Consider the following 16,016-nt stretch of genomic DNA (forward strand, 5'->3'; position numbering starts at 1 on the left):
GCGACAACACTGCGAGGACCGAACATGATCGATGTGGTGGTGGTATCCCGTAATAACGAAGCCCAAGACATTTGCAGCTATGAACTGGCCAGGGTCGATGGCCAGCCGCTGCCCGCCTTCAGTGCCGGCGCGCACATTGACGTGCATCTGCCGGACGGGCTGGTGCGCCAGTATTCGCTGTGCAATCACCCCGAAGAGCGTCATCGCTATCTGATCGGCGTACTCAACGACCCGGCTTCTCGCGGCGGCTCGCGCAGCTTGCACGAGCAGGTACACGAGGGCGCCCACCTGACGATCAGCGAACCACGCAATCTATTCCCCCTGGCCCATGAAGCGCGACGCAGCCTGCTGTTCGCCGGCGGCATCGGCATCACCCCGATCCTGTGCATGGCCGAGCGCCTGGCCCATGCAGGTGCGGACTTCGACCTGCATTATTGTGCTCGCGCCAGTGAGCGTGCTGCGTTTGTACAGCGGCTCAAGGCGTCACCGTTTGCCGAGCGCGTGTTCCTGCATTTCGATGAGCAGCCCCACACGGCCCTCAAGACTGCCGAGGTGTTGGCTGCGCCCGCAGACGATGTGCACTTGTATGTCTGCGGCCCCGGCGGCTTCATGCAACACGTGCTCGACAGCGCACGGGCACAGGGCTGGCAGGAGGACTGCCTGCATCGCGAGTACTTCTCGGCGGCGCCAGTGGACAACAGCCTCGACGGGAGCTTTTCGGTGAAGCTCGGTAGCAGCGGCCAGGTCTTCACGATCCCCGCCGACAAAACCGTGGTCCAGGTCCTGGAAAGCCAAGGCATCGAGATTGCCGTGTCCTGCGAACAAGGGATCTGTGGCACCTGCCTGACCCGTGTGCTGGACGGCATCCCGGAGCACCGCGACCTGTTCCTCACCGAGCAGGAACAGGCGCTGAATGACCAGTTCACGCCCTGCTGCTCACGCTCGAAAACGCCACTGCTGGTGCTGGACATCTGAACCGTGTCACGACGCGGGCAAAATCACCTTCATGCGCGCGTCGGCGGTGGTTGAACTGAAGATCTCGGCATAACGCAATGTCGCATTGGCGTGTTCGCGCATGATGGCTTCGGCGCGCGCGCCCTGGCGATTGACCAGGGCATCGAACACCGAGTGATGCTGCATGTGGGCATAGTTGAAGCGTCGGTATTCACGAGCCATGTCCTCACGATCCACCGCCAGCGCGGTCACCGATGCGAAGGGCAGGTGATCATTGCGTGCCAGCGCATCCGTGATCGCGGGGTTGTGGCTGCCCTCCACAATGACCTGGTGAAAGCGCATGTTCAGGTCGTGGTAAACCTCGAGGTCATCTTCGGTCACGTAGCCTTTCTCGAACAGTTGGTCGCCTTCCACCAGGCAGCGCTCCAGCGCCGCACGCGCCGCGTCGGAAAGACCCTGCTCGGCGGCTTGCCGTGCAGCCAGGCCTTCCAGCACACCGCGCACTTCGACGGCGCCGGCAATGTCGCTGGCGCTGACCGACCGCACCTGATAGCCGCGCCCGCCAAACGGCACCAGCAGCCCTTCCTGCTCCAGGGTACGAAATGCCATGCGCACCGGCATGCGCGACACACCAAAGCGTTGCGCCGTAGGGGTTTCCATCAGGCGCTCCCCCGCCACCAACTCCCCGTTGGCAATCATCTTGCGCAGTGCAACCAGCACCAATTGACCGGGCTTACTCATCCAGGCAACTTCCAGAAAACGTGGCCTGCCATAGTACCGCAAGCATCCGATCCCGTCAGACGAACGCCAGCGCGGCGCGCGCCCCCTCTATGGCACCCAGGTGTTGCGCCAGCCGCGACGGCAGGTAATCGAAAAAGAACCCGGCGCTTTGCAGCTTGGTGGCACGCAATGGATCGTCTTCGGGCAATGCCCTGGAGACCCGCGCAGCCCGCGCCCAGGCAAAGGCCAGCAACGCCACGCCACAGAGCTGGAGGAAATCCGGCGCGGCCCGATAGGGGTATTCACTGTCTTCCTGCGCGCGTTCATGCACGGCGCTCACCACACTGGCCAGCGCGTCGCACAGGCTGCCCAATGCGCGGGAGAACCCTGCGCACTCGACATATTGCACGCCCTGCCCGGCCTCGGCACGCAACTCGGCCAGCAGCAGGCCAAAGGCTCGACCTTCATCCCCCAGCACTTTGCGCAGCAACAGGTCATTGGCCTGGATCTCGTTACTACCCTCGTAGATCATCGCGATGCGGCTGTCCCGCAGGGTTTGCTCGATGGCGAACTCGGTGACATAGCCGTAACCGCCGAATACCTGCAGCGCATTGCTCGCCTGACGAAAGCCCTGCTCGGTGAAAAACGCCTTGATGATGGGCGTCAGCAAAGGCGCCAACCGGGCGGCCGACGAATCCTGGCCATGCTCGGCTTGATCCAGCAGGTGCGCCGCCCAATAGCCGATGGCGCGCATGCCCTCGCTGGTGGTGCGCAGCTCCAGCAACACGCGGCGCATGGCCGGGTGATAACGGATCGGGTCAGCGGCCTGGGCCGCCACGTCTTCGGGCCTTGACGGTGCACGCATCTGCACACGCTCGGCAGCGTACTGCCGGGCATTTTGCCAAGCCGCCTCGACATGCCCCAGACCTTGCAGGCCGACATGCAGGCGCGCCGAATTCATCATCACGAACATCGCCGCCAGGCCCTGATTGGCATCACCGATCAGCCAGCCTTGGGCGGCGTTGAATACCAGGGAGCAGGTGGCGCTGCCCTTGATGCCCATCTTGTGTTCGATACCGTCGCAATGCACACCATTGGCCCGGCCATCGTCCAGCTGCTTGGGTACCAGGAACAGTGAAATGCCGCGACTGCCCGGCGGCGCATCGGGCAGGCGCGCCAGCACCAGGTGCAGAATATTGGCCGTGAGGTCATGGTCACCGCCGGAGATAAACAGCTTGCTGCCGCTCAAGCGATAGCTGCCATCCGCCTGGGGTTCAGCGCGACAGCGCAGCAAACCGACATCGCTGCCAGCCTGGGACTCAGTCAGGCACATGGTGGGCAACGCCTGGCCACTGACAATCTCCGGCAAGTAGCGTGCCTGCAGCCAAGGGTCGGCGTGAGTCTTGAGACACAGGTAGGCGCCGTGGGCGATCCCGGTGTACATGGCCCAGGCATGGTTGCTGGCGTAGAGCATCTCTTGCAGCGCCGCATCGAGCAGTTGCGGCAGGCCCTGCCCGCCCTGCTCTTCGGCGCACGCCAGCGCCGGCCAACCACCCTCGACGTAAGCAAGATAGGCCTCGACGAAGCCGTCCGGGGTGCTGACCTGGCCCGCCTGCCAGCGGCAGCCCTGGCGATCACCGTGGCTGTTCAACGGCGCCAGCACGCCCTGGCTGAAGCGTGCCGCCTCCTCCAATACTTGTAATGCCAGCGGCAGGTCGAGGGCCTCGAACGCCGGGTTGCGCCGCCAGCTGTCGGGCGCCTGCAACCAGTGTTCAAGGACAAAGTGCATATCGCGCAGGGGCGCCACATAGCTCCACATCGGGACACCTCATCAACTAAAAAGAATCACGTACTCAAGCGCGAAAAGCAGGGTTCTCGATCAGCAGCGCCATGCCCTGCCCGCCGCCCACACACGCCGCGGCAATCCCGTAGCGCAGGTTGTGCTGACGCAGTTGTCGGGCCAGGGACATGACCAGGCGCAGCCCAGTGGCAGCCAGTGGATGCCCCAGTGCCAGCGAACCGCCCTGGACGTTGAGGCGGGCGCTGTCCAGCTCAAGTTCATGGGCCACCGCCAGCACTTGGGCGGCCTGGGCTTCGTTGATCTCGAAGCGGCCGATGTCATCCAGATTCAACCCGCTGCGTTGCAGCAGCAGACGAATCGCCGGTGCCGGGCCGATGCCCATGAACTCGGGGGCCACGCCGACCACCGCGCTGGCCAGCAACCGCGCCAGGGCCGGCCGCGTGCAGGCCGAGGCGCGGCCCACCAACGCCGCCGCCGCGCCATCCACCACGGCACAACTGTTGCCGGCGGTTTGCACGCCGCCGGGATGCACGGCGCGCAAGCGTTTCAAGCTCGCAAGGTCGGTGGGCCGAGGGTGGCTGTCCTCGCTGACGGCAGCGGTCCGACGCGCCAGGCTGATGCCTCTGGGCTGGTATCCCTCAAGCTCGAATAGCTGGTTATCGACCGCCACCACCTCGTCAACCCAAGCGCCGTCACGCTGCGCCTGCAACGCTCGCTGGTGGCTGGCGCAGGCGTAGCGGTCCACCGCCTCGCGGCCCAGGCCATAACGGCGCGCCAGGTTGTCGGCCGTGGCGATCATGTCCAGGCCCGGAGCCGGGTCGTACAAGGCCTCCCACAGAAAATCCTTGAACTGGACCTCGCCGCCAAGACGAAACCCGCCCCTGTGGGTGTAAGCCGCGATGGGGTTGCGCGACATGGATTCACTGGCCACACACAAGGCCAGTTGCACGCCGTCCTGCAGTTGCCCGGCAGCCTGGCGCAACAGTTCGAAACCGGTGGCGCAGATGCGCTGCACCCCCAGTGCCGGGACCGCTTGCGCCACCCCGCTGTACAAGCCGATATGCCGTGGCAGCAAGTAGGCATCGAAACTGGCCTGGGCCATGGAGCCGGCCAGGACGCTGTCCACTGCCTGCGGTTCAATACCCGCCCGGGCCAGTACCTCACGGCCTACCTTGATCCCCAGGTCGATGGGTGAGACCTGAGACAGTGCTCCACCCAGGTCAATCCAGGGGGTGCGCACGGCCTCGAGAATTGCCACATCGGCAAATGCCGAATACTGCCCGTTCAAGGCTTGGGCTCGGCGCGCAGGATCGTGGCCTCTTCGCCGCGATACAACGCCTCGACCTTGGCCGCGCGCCATTGCAGCACGGCGCGCTGGTTGATCGAACCTTTGTCGGTGATTTCCCCACGGTCGATGGACGCCGGCTCGTCGAGCAAGGCAATCCATTCCAGGCGACTGGCATTGCCGGTGGCCTCGCGATTGAGGCGTTGCAACCAGTCGCCGAACCACTGGCGCACCGGCGCGCTGCCGAGCACGTCGGCATCGCTGGCGGCGGCGTCCAGGCCCGCCAGCCGACGGCATTCGTAGAGCCTGGGGAACACCAGTGCTCCGAGGCACTCGCGATCGGGCGCGGCAATCACCAGGTCCTGCACATAGGGCGAGCCGTCGAGCACCGCGCGATTGCGCAACGGACCCACGCTGACAAACACCCCGGAAGAGAGCTTGAAATCCTCGGCAATTCGCCCATCGAACATCAGGCCCAGTTGCGGCTGCCGAGGGTCGGCGAGCTTGATCGCGTCCCCTGAACAGTAGAACCCCTGTTCGTCGAACACTTCGGCGGTTTGCTGGGGCGCCCGCCAGTATCCCGGCATGATATGCGGCCCGCGAAAGCGCCCTTCGAACTTGCCGTCCACCGGCACCAGGCGCACCTCGCAGCCCGGCGCGGGCAGACCGATATAGCCGGCCATGGACAACGGCCCGGTAGTGAAGGTGCAGGACGGCGCGGCTTCGGTCATGCCCAGCCCGGCCATCATGCGGATGCGTTCACCGCAGTGCTGTTCGGCCACGCGGTCGAGGCGATCCCAGATACTTTGGGACAGGCCGGCGGCGGCGAAGAAGAACAGTTTCATCCGCGCAAAAAAACGCTCGCGCAACTCGGCGTCCTGTTCCAGGGCGTTGACCAGCTCTTCCCAGCCCTTGGGGACCGTCAGGTAAGCCGTGGGCGAAATTTCCTTGAGGTTGCGCAAGGTCTGGGCAAAACCCTGGACCGTGGGCTTGCCGTCGTCCAGATAAAAGGTGCCACCGTTGTAGAGCACGATGCCGACGTTGTGGCTGCCGCCAAAGGTGTGATTCCACGGCAGCCAATCCACCAGCACCGGAGGTTCCTCACCGAACACCGGAAACGTCTGCAGCAGCATCTGCTGGTTGGCGCAGAGCATGCGCTGGGTGGTGATCACGGCCTTGGGCAATTTGGTCGAGCCCGAGGTGAAGAGAAACTTGGCAATGCTGTCGGGACCGGTGGCATTGAAGGCCTGCTCGGCCTCAGCGCCCCCCGGCGTGTGCAACAGGCTGGCGAAGCTTATCTGGCTGCGCCCGGGCACTTGGCCGCGCACGCAGATCAACGGGGTTTCGGCCGGCAATACGGCCTCGATCGCACGCTGGTAGGCCGCCGCATCGCTGACGAACACCAGCCCGGGTTGCAGCAGGTCACAGACATGCCGCAGCTTGGCGAAATCCTGGGACAACAACGCGTACGCCGGCGAGACCGGGCAGTACGGAATACCGGCGTACATGGCGCCGAGGGCAACCTGCAAATGCTCGATGTCGTTGCCGGACAGCAAGGCCAGCGGCTTGTGCGCCGACAGCCCGTAGCTGAGCAGGCCCTGGGCAATCGCGCGCACGCTGTCGAGCATTTCGCGGTAGCTGACACGGCGCCAATCCCCACCGGCCTGGCGTGCCGCGATAAACGTCTGCTCGGGTCGTACCCGAGCCCAATGCACCAGGCGATCGAGCAGGCGCGCCGGCAACTCGGCCAGGGGCTCCAGGGAGCGCATGTGCAACACGCCGTTTTCTTCAGTGACCGCCACCGGTGCGTGGCCGATGGAGACCTCGCGGTATCGCGGTGCGGGCTGGGGTTGCGGTCGGAATTCGGAACTCACAAGGATGTCCTCCAGCAAGGCGGATCACAGCCGCCTTGTTATTGTTATGTCGCAGCAACTGCTCAGATCGGGTAATGCCGTGGCCCGTTCTGCAAGGTCACCCAGCGCAATTGCGTGAAGTGCTCAATGGACGCCTTGCCACCAAAGCTGCCGTACCCACTGGACTTGACCCCACCAAACGGCATCTGCGCTTCGTCATGCACGGTCGGGCCGTTGATATGGCAAATACCCGACTCGACCCGCTGCGCCAGTGCCAGCGCGCGCCCGGTGTCGCGACTGAAGATCGCCGCCGACAAGCCGAACTCGGAATCGTTGGCCAGGCGCAACAAGGCTTCATCACCCTCACCACGCAGCAGGACGGCCACCGGGCCAAAGGACTCTTCGCGGTACAAGCGCATCTGTTCGGTGACGCCATCGATCAGGGTCGGCTGCAGGATGCTGCCCTCGAGCTGGCCGCCTATCACCAGCCGCGCGCCCTTGGCCAGGGCATAGTGAAACAGCTGGTTGAACCAGGTTCGGCATTTTTCAGCCATGATGAAGGCTTTGCGTTGTTCGATGGTATTGAGAATGGCCAGCAGGTCATGGCGGGCGATGCTTTTGATAGGACGTTCAGCGAGGGTCGGCAAAATGTCTTTTTTGAAGACCCTGAGGATTTGCGAGAGGGTGGTTTGGCGACCTGAGGGGATCCAGCAACAATACGAATTCGAGTCTGTCGGTTAGACAGTACTTAAAACGATACTTAAACGTACCGGATTGCCCTGGATTCCAGTAGTTTTCCGCAGAAACGAAAAAAGACGCCTAAGCGTCTATTTCGTGGATCCCAGCGTCCAGTGGACATCTGTGGATCAAATTTTGGAGCGGGAAACGAGACTCGCATTGGGTGGTTTACTCATTGATTTATCTGAGATTAATTTTATTACGCTGATGCTAGAATACTTGATGATGTACTTGTTTATTACGGGGTTCAAACACGAAAAGACGAACGGCGGATACCGACTATATCCACCACCTGCTCCCCCACGCCAGCGCAATGACCGCACCCACTCCGAGCAGCCACCAGAACAGGGTGCGCTTACGCACAAGCGAAACCGCAGGTAGACATTCAGGAGGCTCCTCAGGCGGCGGTTCAATTGGCACAATCACCACGGGCACTGAGGGAGGCAACGCCGGCGTTGGGCTGGTGACTGGCGCTCGCCCATCCGCTTCGGTACGACGCGCCAAGCGCTGCATCAACCCACCGAGCTGCTGACGTAACGCTTGCAGCATGACCGGCGGCTCATGCCTCTGGCTAACCAACAGCCTTGCCAGCCCCTCCAGCTTTTTGTCCATGTTGGCCAGAGCGGCTAATGCCGAGCGTGGGATTTCCAGGCTGCGCAGTACCCGCTGCCATTGGCCGAACAACCAACCCAATATATCCAGGCGTGCCGACACCTTGGGAGGCCACACACTACCGTCTGCGCGGCACACGGCATCGATCATCTCTACACCCTGGGCCATGCCTTCCAGCCCCCGCAGGTGACTGCAAGCCAGGGCAAAACAGGCGGTGGTTTGCAGGTCGGCGCCATTTTTTTCGAACAGGGTCAGGCTTAATTGCTCCACCTGGGCCCAGTCCACATCCGGACAGGCCGGATGCGTCAATTTGGCCAGCTCATTACGCAGCAAGGCAAACTCACGCAAGCCACTCGGGTCGCCGCCCACTCGCAGCGGTCTTTCCAATAACGCCGTCATTGCGCCTCCTTCAGGGTTCATGGGTTCGACAGATAGTTCTGCCGTCTCAGATGGCGTACCAACACCTTGCCCTCGGGCGCCAGGGTGGCAGCAAAAGTTACCTGCTCGCCGGCTTTGAGTTGGACGTCGAGGGCATATTCCAGATGGCCCGGCACGGCTTGCGGCAGCAGCTCGATCTGCACCGCCGCCAAACGAGGCTCGTACTTGAGCAGCGTGTGCACCAGGGTGTTCATCAGCCCGTGCGCCGAAGCGGGCAAGCCTTGCAGGATCTGGCCCATGTCCGGCAAACCGTAATCCGGCAGGTGGCTCAACGAGCCCGCGCGGCTGTTGAGGATGCGTTGCAGGTTGTCCAGCACCGACAGGGTTTGCTGGTCTTCTTCGCGCACGCGATGCAGGTCCATTTCACCGTCGAAGTTCTGCAGGAGTATTTCGTAGAGCGAGGGGTTCAGCTCTCCCATGCGCTATTTCTCCACGGGTGTTTGCAGCGTCAATCGGTTGTTACCCAACTCGATCACCCGCGCCTGGTCCGGGTCCAAGTCTTCGCGGGACAGGGTGAGGCGCCAGGTGTTTTTGACGGTATCCGGGTTGCGAAATAACGCCACCACCGTGACAAACTTCGCGTCCTTATGCATGGGCATGTTCAGTTGCGCGCCCTCTCCGGGCTTCACTACCTGGGCTCGCTGGTCCAGCAGATCGGCACTCAACAGGTTGTCCGCATCGCTCAGCACGCGTTCATAAGTCGCCTTGTTGATCAGCGTGTCGTCACGCAACTGATACACACGCACGAGCGTGGGCACCGACAGGCCGCTCATGTCGGTCACGTCGGTGTTCATCGCCGCCCGGCCAGTGAAATCCAGGTGCAGGGTCGTCACTTGCTTGTAAAAGATCGACTGGGTCGTGGACACCGTGGCGTCCGTCACCTTCTGAGTCAGCCCACAGCCGCCCAGCAGTGCCCCGAGCACCGCCACTGTTACTGCATTAAAAACGGTACGCGACATGCTGTGCCTCTCTGAACTGGGGGTTACCTTGCAGGCCCTGATAGCGGCCCAGATTGATGGTGATGGTGTCGTCGGCGCCGACCTGCCAGGCCGTGCCGCCCAGGCCCAGCACGCCGGTCATGCCCAGCAGCACCGGTGGGCCGCCCAGCACGGGTTTGGGCAAGCTGCGCACCGGCAGCGACAACTGCAACTTCGCGGTGCAGCGCCAGCCCAGGTATACCCGCAATAACACCAGCAGGTCGGTGTACAACTGGCCTCCCGGCAGCCAACCGTGGGCTTCGTCCAGGTCTTCGGTGTACAGCGCCAGGTGCAACTGGCTGTTGGCATCAAAGCCGGCGCTACCCAGCGGCGTGCCCTGGGACAAGCCCACCGGGCGGCTGGAGGACAGACTCGCCGGCTGCGCCAACGGAATCTTGCGCGGCCAGTGCGGTGTCACCCTGGGTTGGGTATTGGGCGCCAACAGCTTGACCAGCGCGGTGATGCCTTCAGCGTTGCGCGTGGGCAGGCGCATCACGCCCAGCAGCGCCAAAAAGCGCGACATCGGTGTAGCCACCTGTTGCGCCGTCCCGGGAATGCCCAGGCCCACCAACCCCAGCAGGCATTGCGAAGTGGCGTCGCGGCCTCCGCTTTCGAAGGCTGCAGGGTAGGAGTACTTGCGCCAGATCCGATAGAACTGGGTAAAGATCCGGTGATTGAAGATATCCAGAAACGCCTCCAGGGCTTCATGGCCTTCGCGGCGTTGGGCAATGTCATCCAGGAAGCTGGTGGGCATCGGCGAATCAACGCCGTACAGCCCCAGCAGGCGCGTGCGCACCGTGGCCGGACGCTCGGGATGGTACTCATCGGTTTCGATGGCCCGCAGTTCCCCGGCAGGAAAGCCCATGCCGGGGTCGGGGCGAAAGCGCACCGGGTCATCTGCCGGGTGCGCAGTGCTGCCCAACAAGGGGTGACCGGGCAACGCCTGTTCCAGCAACTGGCAGAACCGGTACAGGTTGGCCTCCGCGACCCGCCCGCCCAGTGCGTCCAGCAGACCGGAGGCTTTCAGCCGGGAATACGCTGACTGTGGTTCTCGTTCCATCGCAGGCACTTTCCAGTAGGTTGCAGGATCAGCGTGAGCTGGTTGAATAAATGAATGTCGGCATACAGGCCAAAGAAGCGGTGGAGCATTTCACCGAACAGGCTGATATCGCCCTCCCCCGAAAACCCGTTGGCATCCAGGGTGACTTCGATGTCTACGCCGCGCAGTAAAAAGCCCTTTTCGAAGCGCTGAACCAGATGGTGGCGAACATCGACCATCGCCTCCAGGCGACGACGGTTCAACTCGCTGCCGGTCCAGTCGTACAGCGCCAGCGTGCCACGCAGCACCTCGGCACTGTCGAGCATCGGCAGGAAGTTGGAGCCCAGGTGGCTGAGTACCCGCCAATGGAAACGATCCCGGTTGGGCGGGTACTGCGGCAGGCTCGGCGCACACAGGTTGCGCACCCGCAGACCGGCCTGGGTCGATTGCACGGCGGTGTCGAGCAAGGTGCTTTGCAATGCTTTGCGCGGCAACAGGCCGTTGGTGCCGGTCAGGCGCAGGGACAGGCTTTCGGTGGTGTTCAAACGGTCCGCGTCGAAGCCCTCGCCGCCCAGGATCAGCCAGGTGTCGTGCAGGCCCTTGGCCGAGCGCTTCAAGCGGGTGTGGAAGTAGCGCTCCGGCGCGTCGTCGCGCAGCATCCCGCCCTTGTGGCGGAAGCTGGTGAACGGCACATAGTCGTGGCGTTCGGCGTTTTTCGACGAGGTGACCCGGTCGACCGAATAGATCTCTGTATGGCCGTCCTGCAAGCGCATCGGCCGCAACAGGTAGTCAGTCTGCAACGGTGCCAGGGTCAAGGGGTCGGCTTCCAGCGGGAACAGGTTGATTACCGGCACCGCATGCAGGCGAATATGCTCGTGATTGAGACTGAATTCGTGGGGCCAGGCCTCGCGCAGCACCACGTCCAATTCGAACCAGGGCGTGCCGGCAGCCAACGCCAGGCGTTCCAGCCCGCACAGGGTCACGAACATGAACTTCTCGCGGAAGGTGAAATATTCCAGCAGCAACTGATATCCGCTGAAGGCGCTGTCGCCCTTGGGCCACAGGCGGTCTTCATCGGCAAAGCCCTTGGGTGCGAAATGCGCCTGCAGCGCCTGGCGCTCGGTTTGCCCTGGCAGGCGCGCATACACCGCCTGGGTGTTCAGCGTCAGGGCCTGGTGCAAGGCGCTGGCCAGCGGCGCGTCGGCATTGAGGTACAGCGGCAGGCGGCTCAGGTCGATCTCGCCCCAGTCGGTCAAGGCGCCGCAGGCAAAGCGCAGGCGCAACACCGAACGGCCGTCCAGCTCGTAGGCCAGGCGCACCTGCTCCAGCGCCAAAGGTTGCAGGGTCAGCGCCTGGGTGGTGGTGTAGCAGCAGCGCGTCCCTTGTGCGCCGATAGGTTGGGACAACACCTCGAAGCCCTTCGCGATCGGTTCGCTGTGCTTCATTTGCTTGAGGTCCGGCGCCAGCTCGATGATCGACAGCGACGGAATGGTGCGCAAGTAGTGCGGCCACAGCAGGCTGACCAGCCCTTCGGTCAGTTCCGGCAAGTCATCATCGAGCTTTTCGCGCAGGCGCCCCATCAGGAACGCGAAGCCCTCGAACAGGCGCTCTACGTAAGGGTCTTGGGCACCGGGTTTATCCAGGTTGAGTTGCGCCGCCCGGTCGGGGAACGCCTGCGCGAACTCCTTGCCGGCTTCGCGCAGGTAGCGCATCTCGGCGTCGAAGTAACGCAGTGTCAAATTATCCATGCTCACAAACACACTCCTGCTCAATAAGGGTTAGCCGCACAGCACGGCGGCGCGTACCGGGTCGATCGCCACCAGCGAGGCCAGCAACGCTTCGGTGCGCCGGGCCAGGCCGGGTTTGTCGGCATCGTTGCGTTGGGTTTTCAAGCGCAGCAGCTTGAGCAGACGCGCCTTGACCTCGAAATTCAGTTCCGGCTCCCAGGTCGCCAGGCCATGCTGCTGCGCTGTGGCATCCAGATCGCCAAGCAGGTGCATCGCCAGGTCACTCTTGCCGTATTGCTCGGCAACCCGCGCCATCAACAGCCGCAACAGCCAGCGTTGGCGCCCGGTCTGCGCACCTGGGCGTGCCGCCAACCAGGCCAGCGCCGCCTCGACGCCATCACTGTCAGCCTGGGCCACCGCTTCACTTTCCAGCGAGAGAATGTCGGCGTCGGCCGAGGTCAGCACCGCCCGTGGCGCGGGTAGCCATTGTTGCGGGCGATTGCCGCTGACGTGCTGGGTGATCCAGTCACGGGTGGTCTCGTCGGCGAAGGGTGTGCCGTCGCTCCAGTGCAGCAACTCCAGGCCCGGCAAACGCTCAAGGAACATCCCCAGGTCACGCTTGACGATGTCCGCCCAACTGTCCTGCGGCGCCGGTTGCTTGCTCAGCGCCTGGTAGAGATACCACTGCAAATCCAGCCAGAAATGGTTCACCCCTTCGGCGTACATACGTTCGATCTGGTCGAGCAGTTCCGACCAGCCCTGTTGCAGGTACAGACGCTTGAGCTGCGCACGGTAATCGCCACGCGGCGGTGCCAGGCGCGTGGTGCCGCTGGCCTCCTCCGGCGGCGCCTGGTGCACGGTGTCCCAGCGCAGGCTTTTCATCAGCCGATGCGCCGCCAGCCACCCCAGGGGTTGCTCGCGCAAATAACCGGCCAGCGCACGACCGTTGTCCAGCAGGTCGCGCCCGGACTTGATCGTCGTAACGCCGGGCGCCGCCGTATGCAGGTTGGTTTCATGACTGGCGCTGTGCTGCGGCACCAGCGCATCCACCCCACCCGACTGCGCCAACCTTGCCGACAACGCGTCATACAACGCGCCCAGGGCCGGGCGCTGATCCGCCGGCCAGGCTTGCAGCCCATGCTCCAACCAGGCCAGCGCCGCCACCGTACGCTCGGCCTCGCCGCGCACCACCTCCGGGTACAGCGACAGGCTGTCCAACACCTTGCCGCTGGCCAGCCATTCCAGGGCCATCTTGCGGGTGTTGGGCCGCGTCGGCAGCACCTCGGCGACATAGCGCTCCACCAGTGCAGCCAACAAAGTCAGACCATCCGCCAACCCGGCCTCCCCGTCTTTTTGCAGGCGTGCCCACAGGTAATAGGTGGCCACGCGCAAATCCTTGCAAGTGTGCTCCAGCAGTTTCTGCGCCCACTGCACCACCTGCTCGGCATCGGCGCCGGAGAGCTTGTTGACCTCTTCGCGCATACGCTGGAAGTCGTCGTCGTAACCGGGGTCGTGGCCGGCGGGCGCGTCGCTGCTGATCGGTTGCAGCCACGCCTGCCAGGGCCCGGCCTGCTGACGGGCCAGGGCCACGGCGTCACGTTCGCCCAGGCATTGGGTGACCAGGGTGTGCAGGCTCATTCAAGGTTCCCCTGTGTTGCAGTCGTCGCCGTGCTCTCAGCCAGAAAAATCTGCTGCGGCAAGGTGAAATTGCGCAGCGCCAGCAAGGCCAGCGGCCCGGTACTCATTTCGGTGCGCAGGTTCCAGGTCAGGTCCAGGCCATCCGGGGCCTTGAGCACCATGCGAAAGCGGCTGTCACCGTCGTCCAGCGGGGTGAGCGTGGCTTTTTCCAGCAGGCGGATCAGGCCCCAGGTACCCTCGAAATCACCGAACAAACGCTCGCCGCTCTGCACGCTGGTCCAGCTCAAACTCGCCCCCGGGTCGTCGCTGAAGCCCGGCCAGTTGAAGCGCTGCCACGCCTGGCGCTGGTTGAAGTACTGATGCTCCTCGCCGTTGAGAATGAAGTTGGTCTGCACCACGTTGCGCGACGGCCTACCCTGCAACTCGAAGCTCATGCCCATGCCGCCGTCGGTGTACATCACGTCGGCCAATTGGCTGAGCTGGTTGATCGCCGCCAGGAACTGCGGGTTGAAGCGCAGCCCCTGACTGTGGCGCGGGTCGGCCACCCAGCGGCTGCCTTCCTTACGCAACACGCCGCCCAATTGGTTCTGCAAAAACTGCTCGATGCGCCCGGAGTCGGCGCGGATCATCTGCCCCAGCATCGGCAGCGAGGCGTCGCTGGTGGTGTTGGCGAACGGATAACGCCCGGCGAACGCGCCCTGCCAGTCGGTGACGATTGCCCGCCGCCACTGGTTGTTGAGCCCCGCCGCCGAGGGTTGCAGCACCCGTTGCCAGGCTTGCGCCAGCGGCTGCACAAACAGCGTCTGGCCGACCACGCCCCACTCCGCGCCGAGGCTGGCGGCGATCAGGCTGCCGTAGGACTGGGTGTCGGTAAGGTCGACGCTCTTGCCCTGGAACACGGTTTGCGCCAGGGCCTGGGTCATTTCCCGTGGGTCGGAGGCGCTGCTCACTTGTTGCAGTTTCAGGCGCACCCGTGTCACGCGGGTGAGGAAGGCTTGCAGGCTCAGGCGCTCGCTGTCGGCCTGGCCTTCGGTGTCTTTGCCAAGCAACGTCAGCAGCGGCCCGAAGGTGCCGTCCAATGGACTGCGCGGCACCTGGCTCTGCTGGTCGATCAGCGGCACCTTGTCCTGGTCGAGCAAGTCTTTGGCCGACTTCATCAGCGAGTCGGCCAAAGCCTGCGTGCGCGTGCCGGCCTGGCCCTGGTAGGCCAGGGTGTTCATCAGCGCGATCAATGGCGACTGGCGTACATCGGTCATCAGGGTCAACTGGTCGATCACATCGCCCATGCCCTCGGCCTTGCGCCAGCGCAGGCTGTTGAGAAAGTCCAGCCAGGCACTGGCGTAGTCCTGGAAGTAGCGTTCGGTGAGTTGCTCCTTGAGCATCTGCGGGGTCAGCTCGCTGGCGATGTCGGTCTGACTGTCGCTGAGCACCCAGTCGATTTCCTCGCGGCGTGCTTCGGCGATCTCATCGATGGCCTGCCGCACCCGGCCTTCCCACGCCTGCCGGGTAAACACCCCCGCTACGCTGGCCGTGGTGGTGAACAGTGCCGAGGCATCGGTTTCACCGACCATGCCGTGCAGGCTCAGCACCGGGTATTGATTGGCTGCAATGTCGAGCACTTTGCGATACAGCGCGGCCTGCGCATTGCGCTGGCCCAACTGGCTGAGCAACACCTGACGGGCCTGGGCCACCAGCGCCGGGTCGGCCTTGATCGCCCAGTCCGGGTGCGCCGCCAACTGCTCGCCATAGAAGCCCCACAAGACCGGCGACAACCCTTGCCAAAGCCCCGCCGACACGCCGCTGCGCGCGGGTTCGGCGTTTACCAGCGCCTTGCGTAAAAAGGTGGCGTCGGCCTTTTGCGGCCGGGCCAGCATCAGGTACGCCTTCAAGTTCTCATAGGCCCCTGCAGCAGCCCCCGCACGCTGTTCGCTACCGGGCGGCAAGGCGATAAATGCCTTGAGCCGGCCTTGCAGGTTGACCACCACCGGGTCGCGCATCAAACGATTATTGGCCTGCACGTAATGCGGCCACACCGCTGCCAGCAGGTTCTGGTTTTGCTCCAGGCCGAAGCGCTGATACCAAGGCACGCCGTTTTTAGCGCGATAATCCAGACGCGCCAGTTCACGGGTCAGATCGTTGAGCGCGGTCAACTGCACGTCGCCGCTGCCGGGCTGCTGCAACGCCGCCACCGAACGCTCGACCTCGCCAATCTGCACGCGATTGGTCACGAACGA

Annotated in this window: 13 protein-coding genes; 1 reads left to right on the forward strand and 12 read right to left on the reverse strand. The window is 63.8% G+C overall.

From position 1 onward, the window contains the following. The first annotated feature begins 24 nt into the window (after positions 1 to 24). Positions 25 to 975: a PDR/VanB family oxidoreductase gene (locus FEM54_RS01325; protein WP_058420702.1), complete on the forward strand. Its 951-nt coding sequence runs from the start codon at positions 25 to 27 to the stop codon at positions 973 to 975. Positions 976 to 981: 6 nt separating this feature from the next. Here FEM54_RS01325 and FEM54_RS01330 read toward each other — a convergent pair whose 3' ends face one another. The 12 genes from FEM54_RS01330 to FEM54_RS01385 form a co-directional block, all read right to left on the reverse strand. Beyond that, positions 982 to 1,695, reverse strand: a complete 714-nt coding sequence (locus FEM54_RS01330) for a GntR family transcriptional regulator (RefSeq protein ID WP_017134659.1) — start codon at positions 1,693 to 1,695, stop codon at positions 982 to 984. 55 nt (positions 1,696 to 1,750) lie between these two features. Then, the gene (locus FEM54_RS01335; RefSeq protein WP_138449150.1) at positions 1,751 to 3,493 is read right to left on the reverse strand and encodes an acyl-CoA dehydrogenase; all 1,743 of its coding nucleotides are present in this window, start codon (positions 3,491 to 3,493) and stop codon (positions 1,751 to 1,753) included. Between the two features lie 34 nt (positions 3,494 to 3,527). Then, complete coding sequence (locus tag FEM54_RS01340; protein ID WP_138449152.1) at positions 3,528 to 4,763, reverse strand: thiolase family protein; 1,236 nt, start codon at positions 4,761 to 4,763, stop codon at positions 3,528 to 3,530. After that, the gene (locus tag FEM54_RS01345) at positions 4,760 to 6,634 is read right to left on the reverse strand and encodes a feruloyl-CoA synthase (protein ID WP_138449154.1); all 1,875 of its coding nucleotides are present in this window, start codon (positions 6,632 to 6,634) and stop codon (positions 4,760 to 4,762) included. The genes FEM54_RS01340 and FEM54_RS01345 overlap by 4 nt, the downstream gene beginning before the upstream one ends. Before the next feature lie 62 nt (positions 6,635 to 6,696). Beyond that, the gene (locus FEM54_RS01350; RefSeq protein WP_420875310.1) at positions 6,697 to 7,320 is read right to left on the reverse strand and encodes an aldehyde dehydrogenase family protein; all 624 of its coding nucleotides are present in this window, start codon (positions 7,318 to 7,320) and stop codon (positions 6,697 to 6,699) included. Between the two features lie 310 nt (positions 7,321 to 7,630). Beyond that, positions 7,631 to 8,362 carry a type VI secretion system ImpA family N-terminal domain-containing protein gene (locus tag FEM54_RS01355; RefSeq protein ID WP_171045784.1) on the reverse strand — a complete coding sequence of 244 codons (732 nt, stop codon included), beginning with the start codon at positions 8,360 to 8,362 and terminating at the stop codon, positions 7,631 to 7,633. 17 nt (positions 8,363 to 8,379) lie between these two features. Further along, entirely contained in the window at positions 8,380 to 8,820 is a 441-nt protein-coding gene (gene tssE, locus FEM54_RS01360) for a type VI secretion system baseplate subunit TssE (protein ID WP_138449158.1), read from the reverse strand. Between the two features lie 3 nt (positions 8,821 to 8,823). Next, complete coding sequence (gene tssJ, locus FEM54_RS01365) at positions 8,824 to 9,360, reverse strand: type VI secretion system lipoprotein TssJ (protein WP_065944078.1); 537 nt, start codon at positions 9,358 to 9,360, stop codon at positions 8,824 to 8,826. After that, positions 9,341 to 10,438: a type VI secretion system baseplate subunit TssG gene (gene tssG, locus FEM54_RS01370; RefSeq protein WP_138449160.1), complete on the reverse strand. Its 1,098-nt coding sequence runs from the start codon at positions 10,436 to 10,438 to the stop codon at positions 9,341 to 9,343. Before tssG ends, tssJ begins: the two co-directional genes overlap by 20 nt. After that, entirely contained in the window at positions 10,402 to 12,171 is a 1,770-nt protein-coding gene (gene tssF, locus FEM54_RS01375; RefSeq protein ID WP_138449162.1) for a type VI secretion system baseplate subunit TssF, read from the reverse strand. Before tssF ends, tssG begins: the two co-directional genes overlap by 37 nt. 24 nt (positions 12,172 to 12,195) lie before the next feature. Continuing rightward, complete coding sequence (gene tssA / locus FEM54_RS01380) at positions 12,196 to 13,782, reverse strand: type VI secretion system protein TssA (protein WP_138449164.1); 1,587 nt, start codon at positions 13,780 to 13,782, stop codon at positions 12,196 to 12,198. Next, positions 13,779 to 16,016 (reverse strand): ImcF-related family protein (locus tag FEM54_RS01385; protein WP_138449166.1); only part of this gene is annotated, 2,238 nt, incomplete at its 5' end. The genes FEM54_RS01385 and tssA, both read right to left, overlap by 4 nt.

Origin of the sequence: Pseudomonas edaphica (assembly GCF_005863185.1) — a bacterium.
Classification (GTDB): Bacteria; Pseudomonadota; Gammaproteobacteria; order Pseudomonadales; family Pseudomonadaceae; genus Aquipseudomonas; species Aquipseudomonas edaphica.

Excerpts from the sequence above, each read along its gene's own strand:
- FEM54_RS01325 (WP_058420702.1), top strand. The coding sequence starts at position 25 with ATGATCGATGTGGTGGTGGTATCCCGTAATAACGAAGCCCAAGACATT.
- tssE (WP_138449158.1), bottom strand. The coding sequence starts at position 8,820 with ATGGGAGAGCTGAACCCCTCGCTCTACGAAATACTCCTGCAGAACTTC.
- tssG (WP_138449160.1), bottom strand. The coding sequence starts at position 10,438 with ATGGAACGAGAACCACAGTCAGCGTATTCCCGGCTGAAAGCCTCCGGT.
- FEM54_RS01355 (WP_171045784.1), bottom strand. The coding sequence starts at position 8,362 with ATGACGGCGTTATTGGAAAGACCGCTGCGAGTGGGCGGCGACCCGAGT.
- FEM54_RS01330 (WP_017134659.1), bottom strand. The coding sequence starts at position 1,695 with ATGAGTAAGCCCGGTCAATTGGTGCTGGTTGCACTGCGCAAGATGATT.
- FEM54_RS01335 (WP_138449150.1), bottom strand. The coding sequence starts at position 3,493 with ATGTGGAGCTATGTGGCGCCCCTGCGCGATATGCACTTTGTCCTTGAA.
- tssA (WP_138449164.1), bottom strand. The coding sequence starts at position 13,782 with ATGAGCCTGCACACCCTGGTCACCCAATGCCTGGGCGAACGTGACGCC.
- tssJ (WP_065944078.1), bottom strand. The coding sequence starts at position 9,360 with ATGTCGCGTACCGTTTTTAATGCAGTAACAGTGGCGGTGCTCGGGGCA.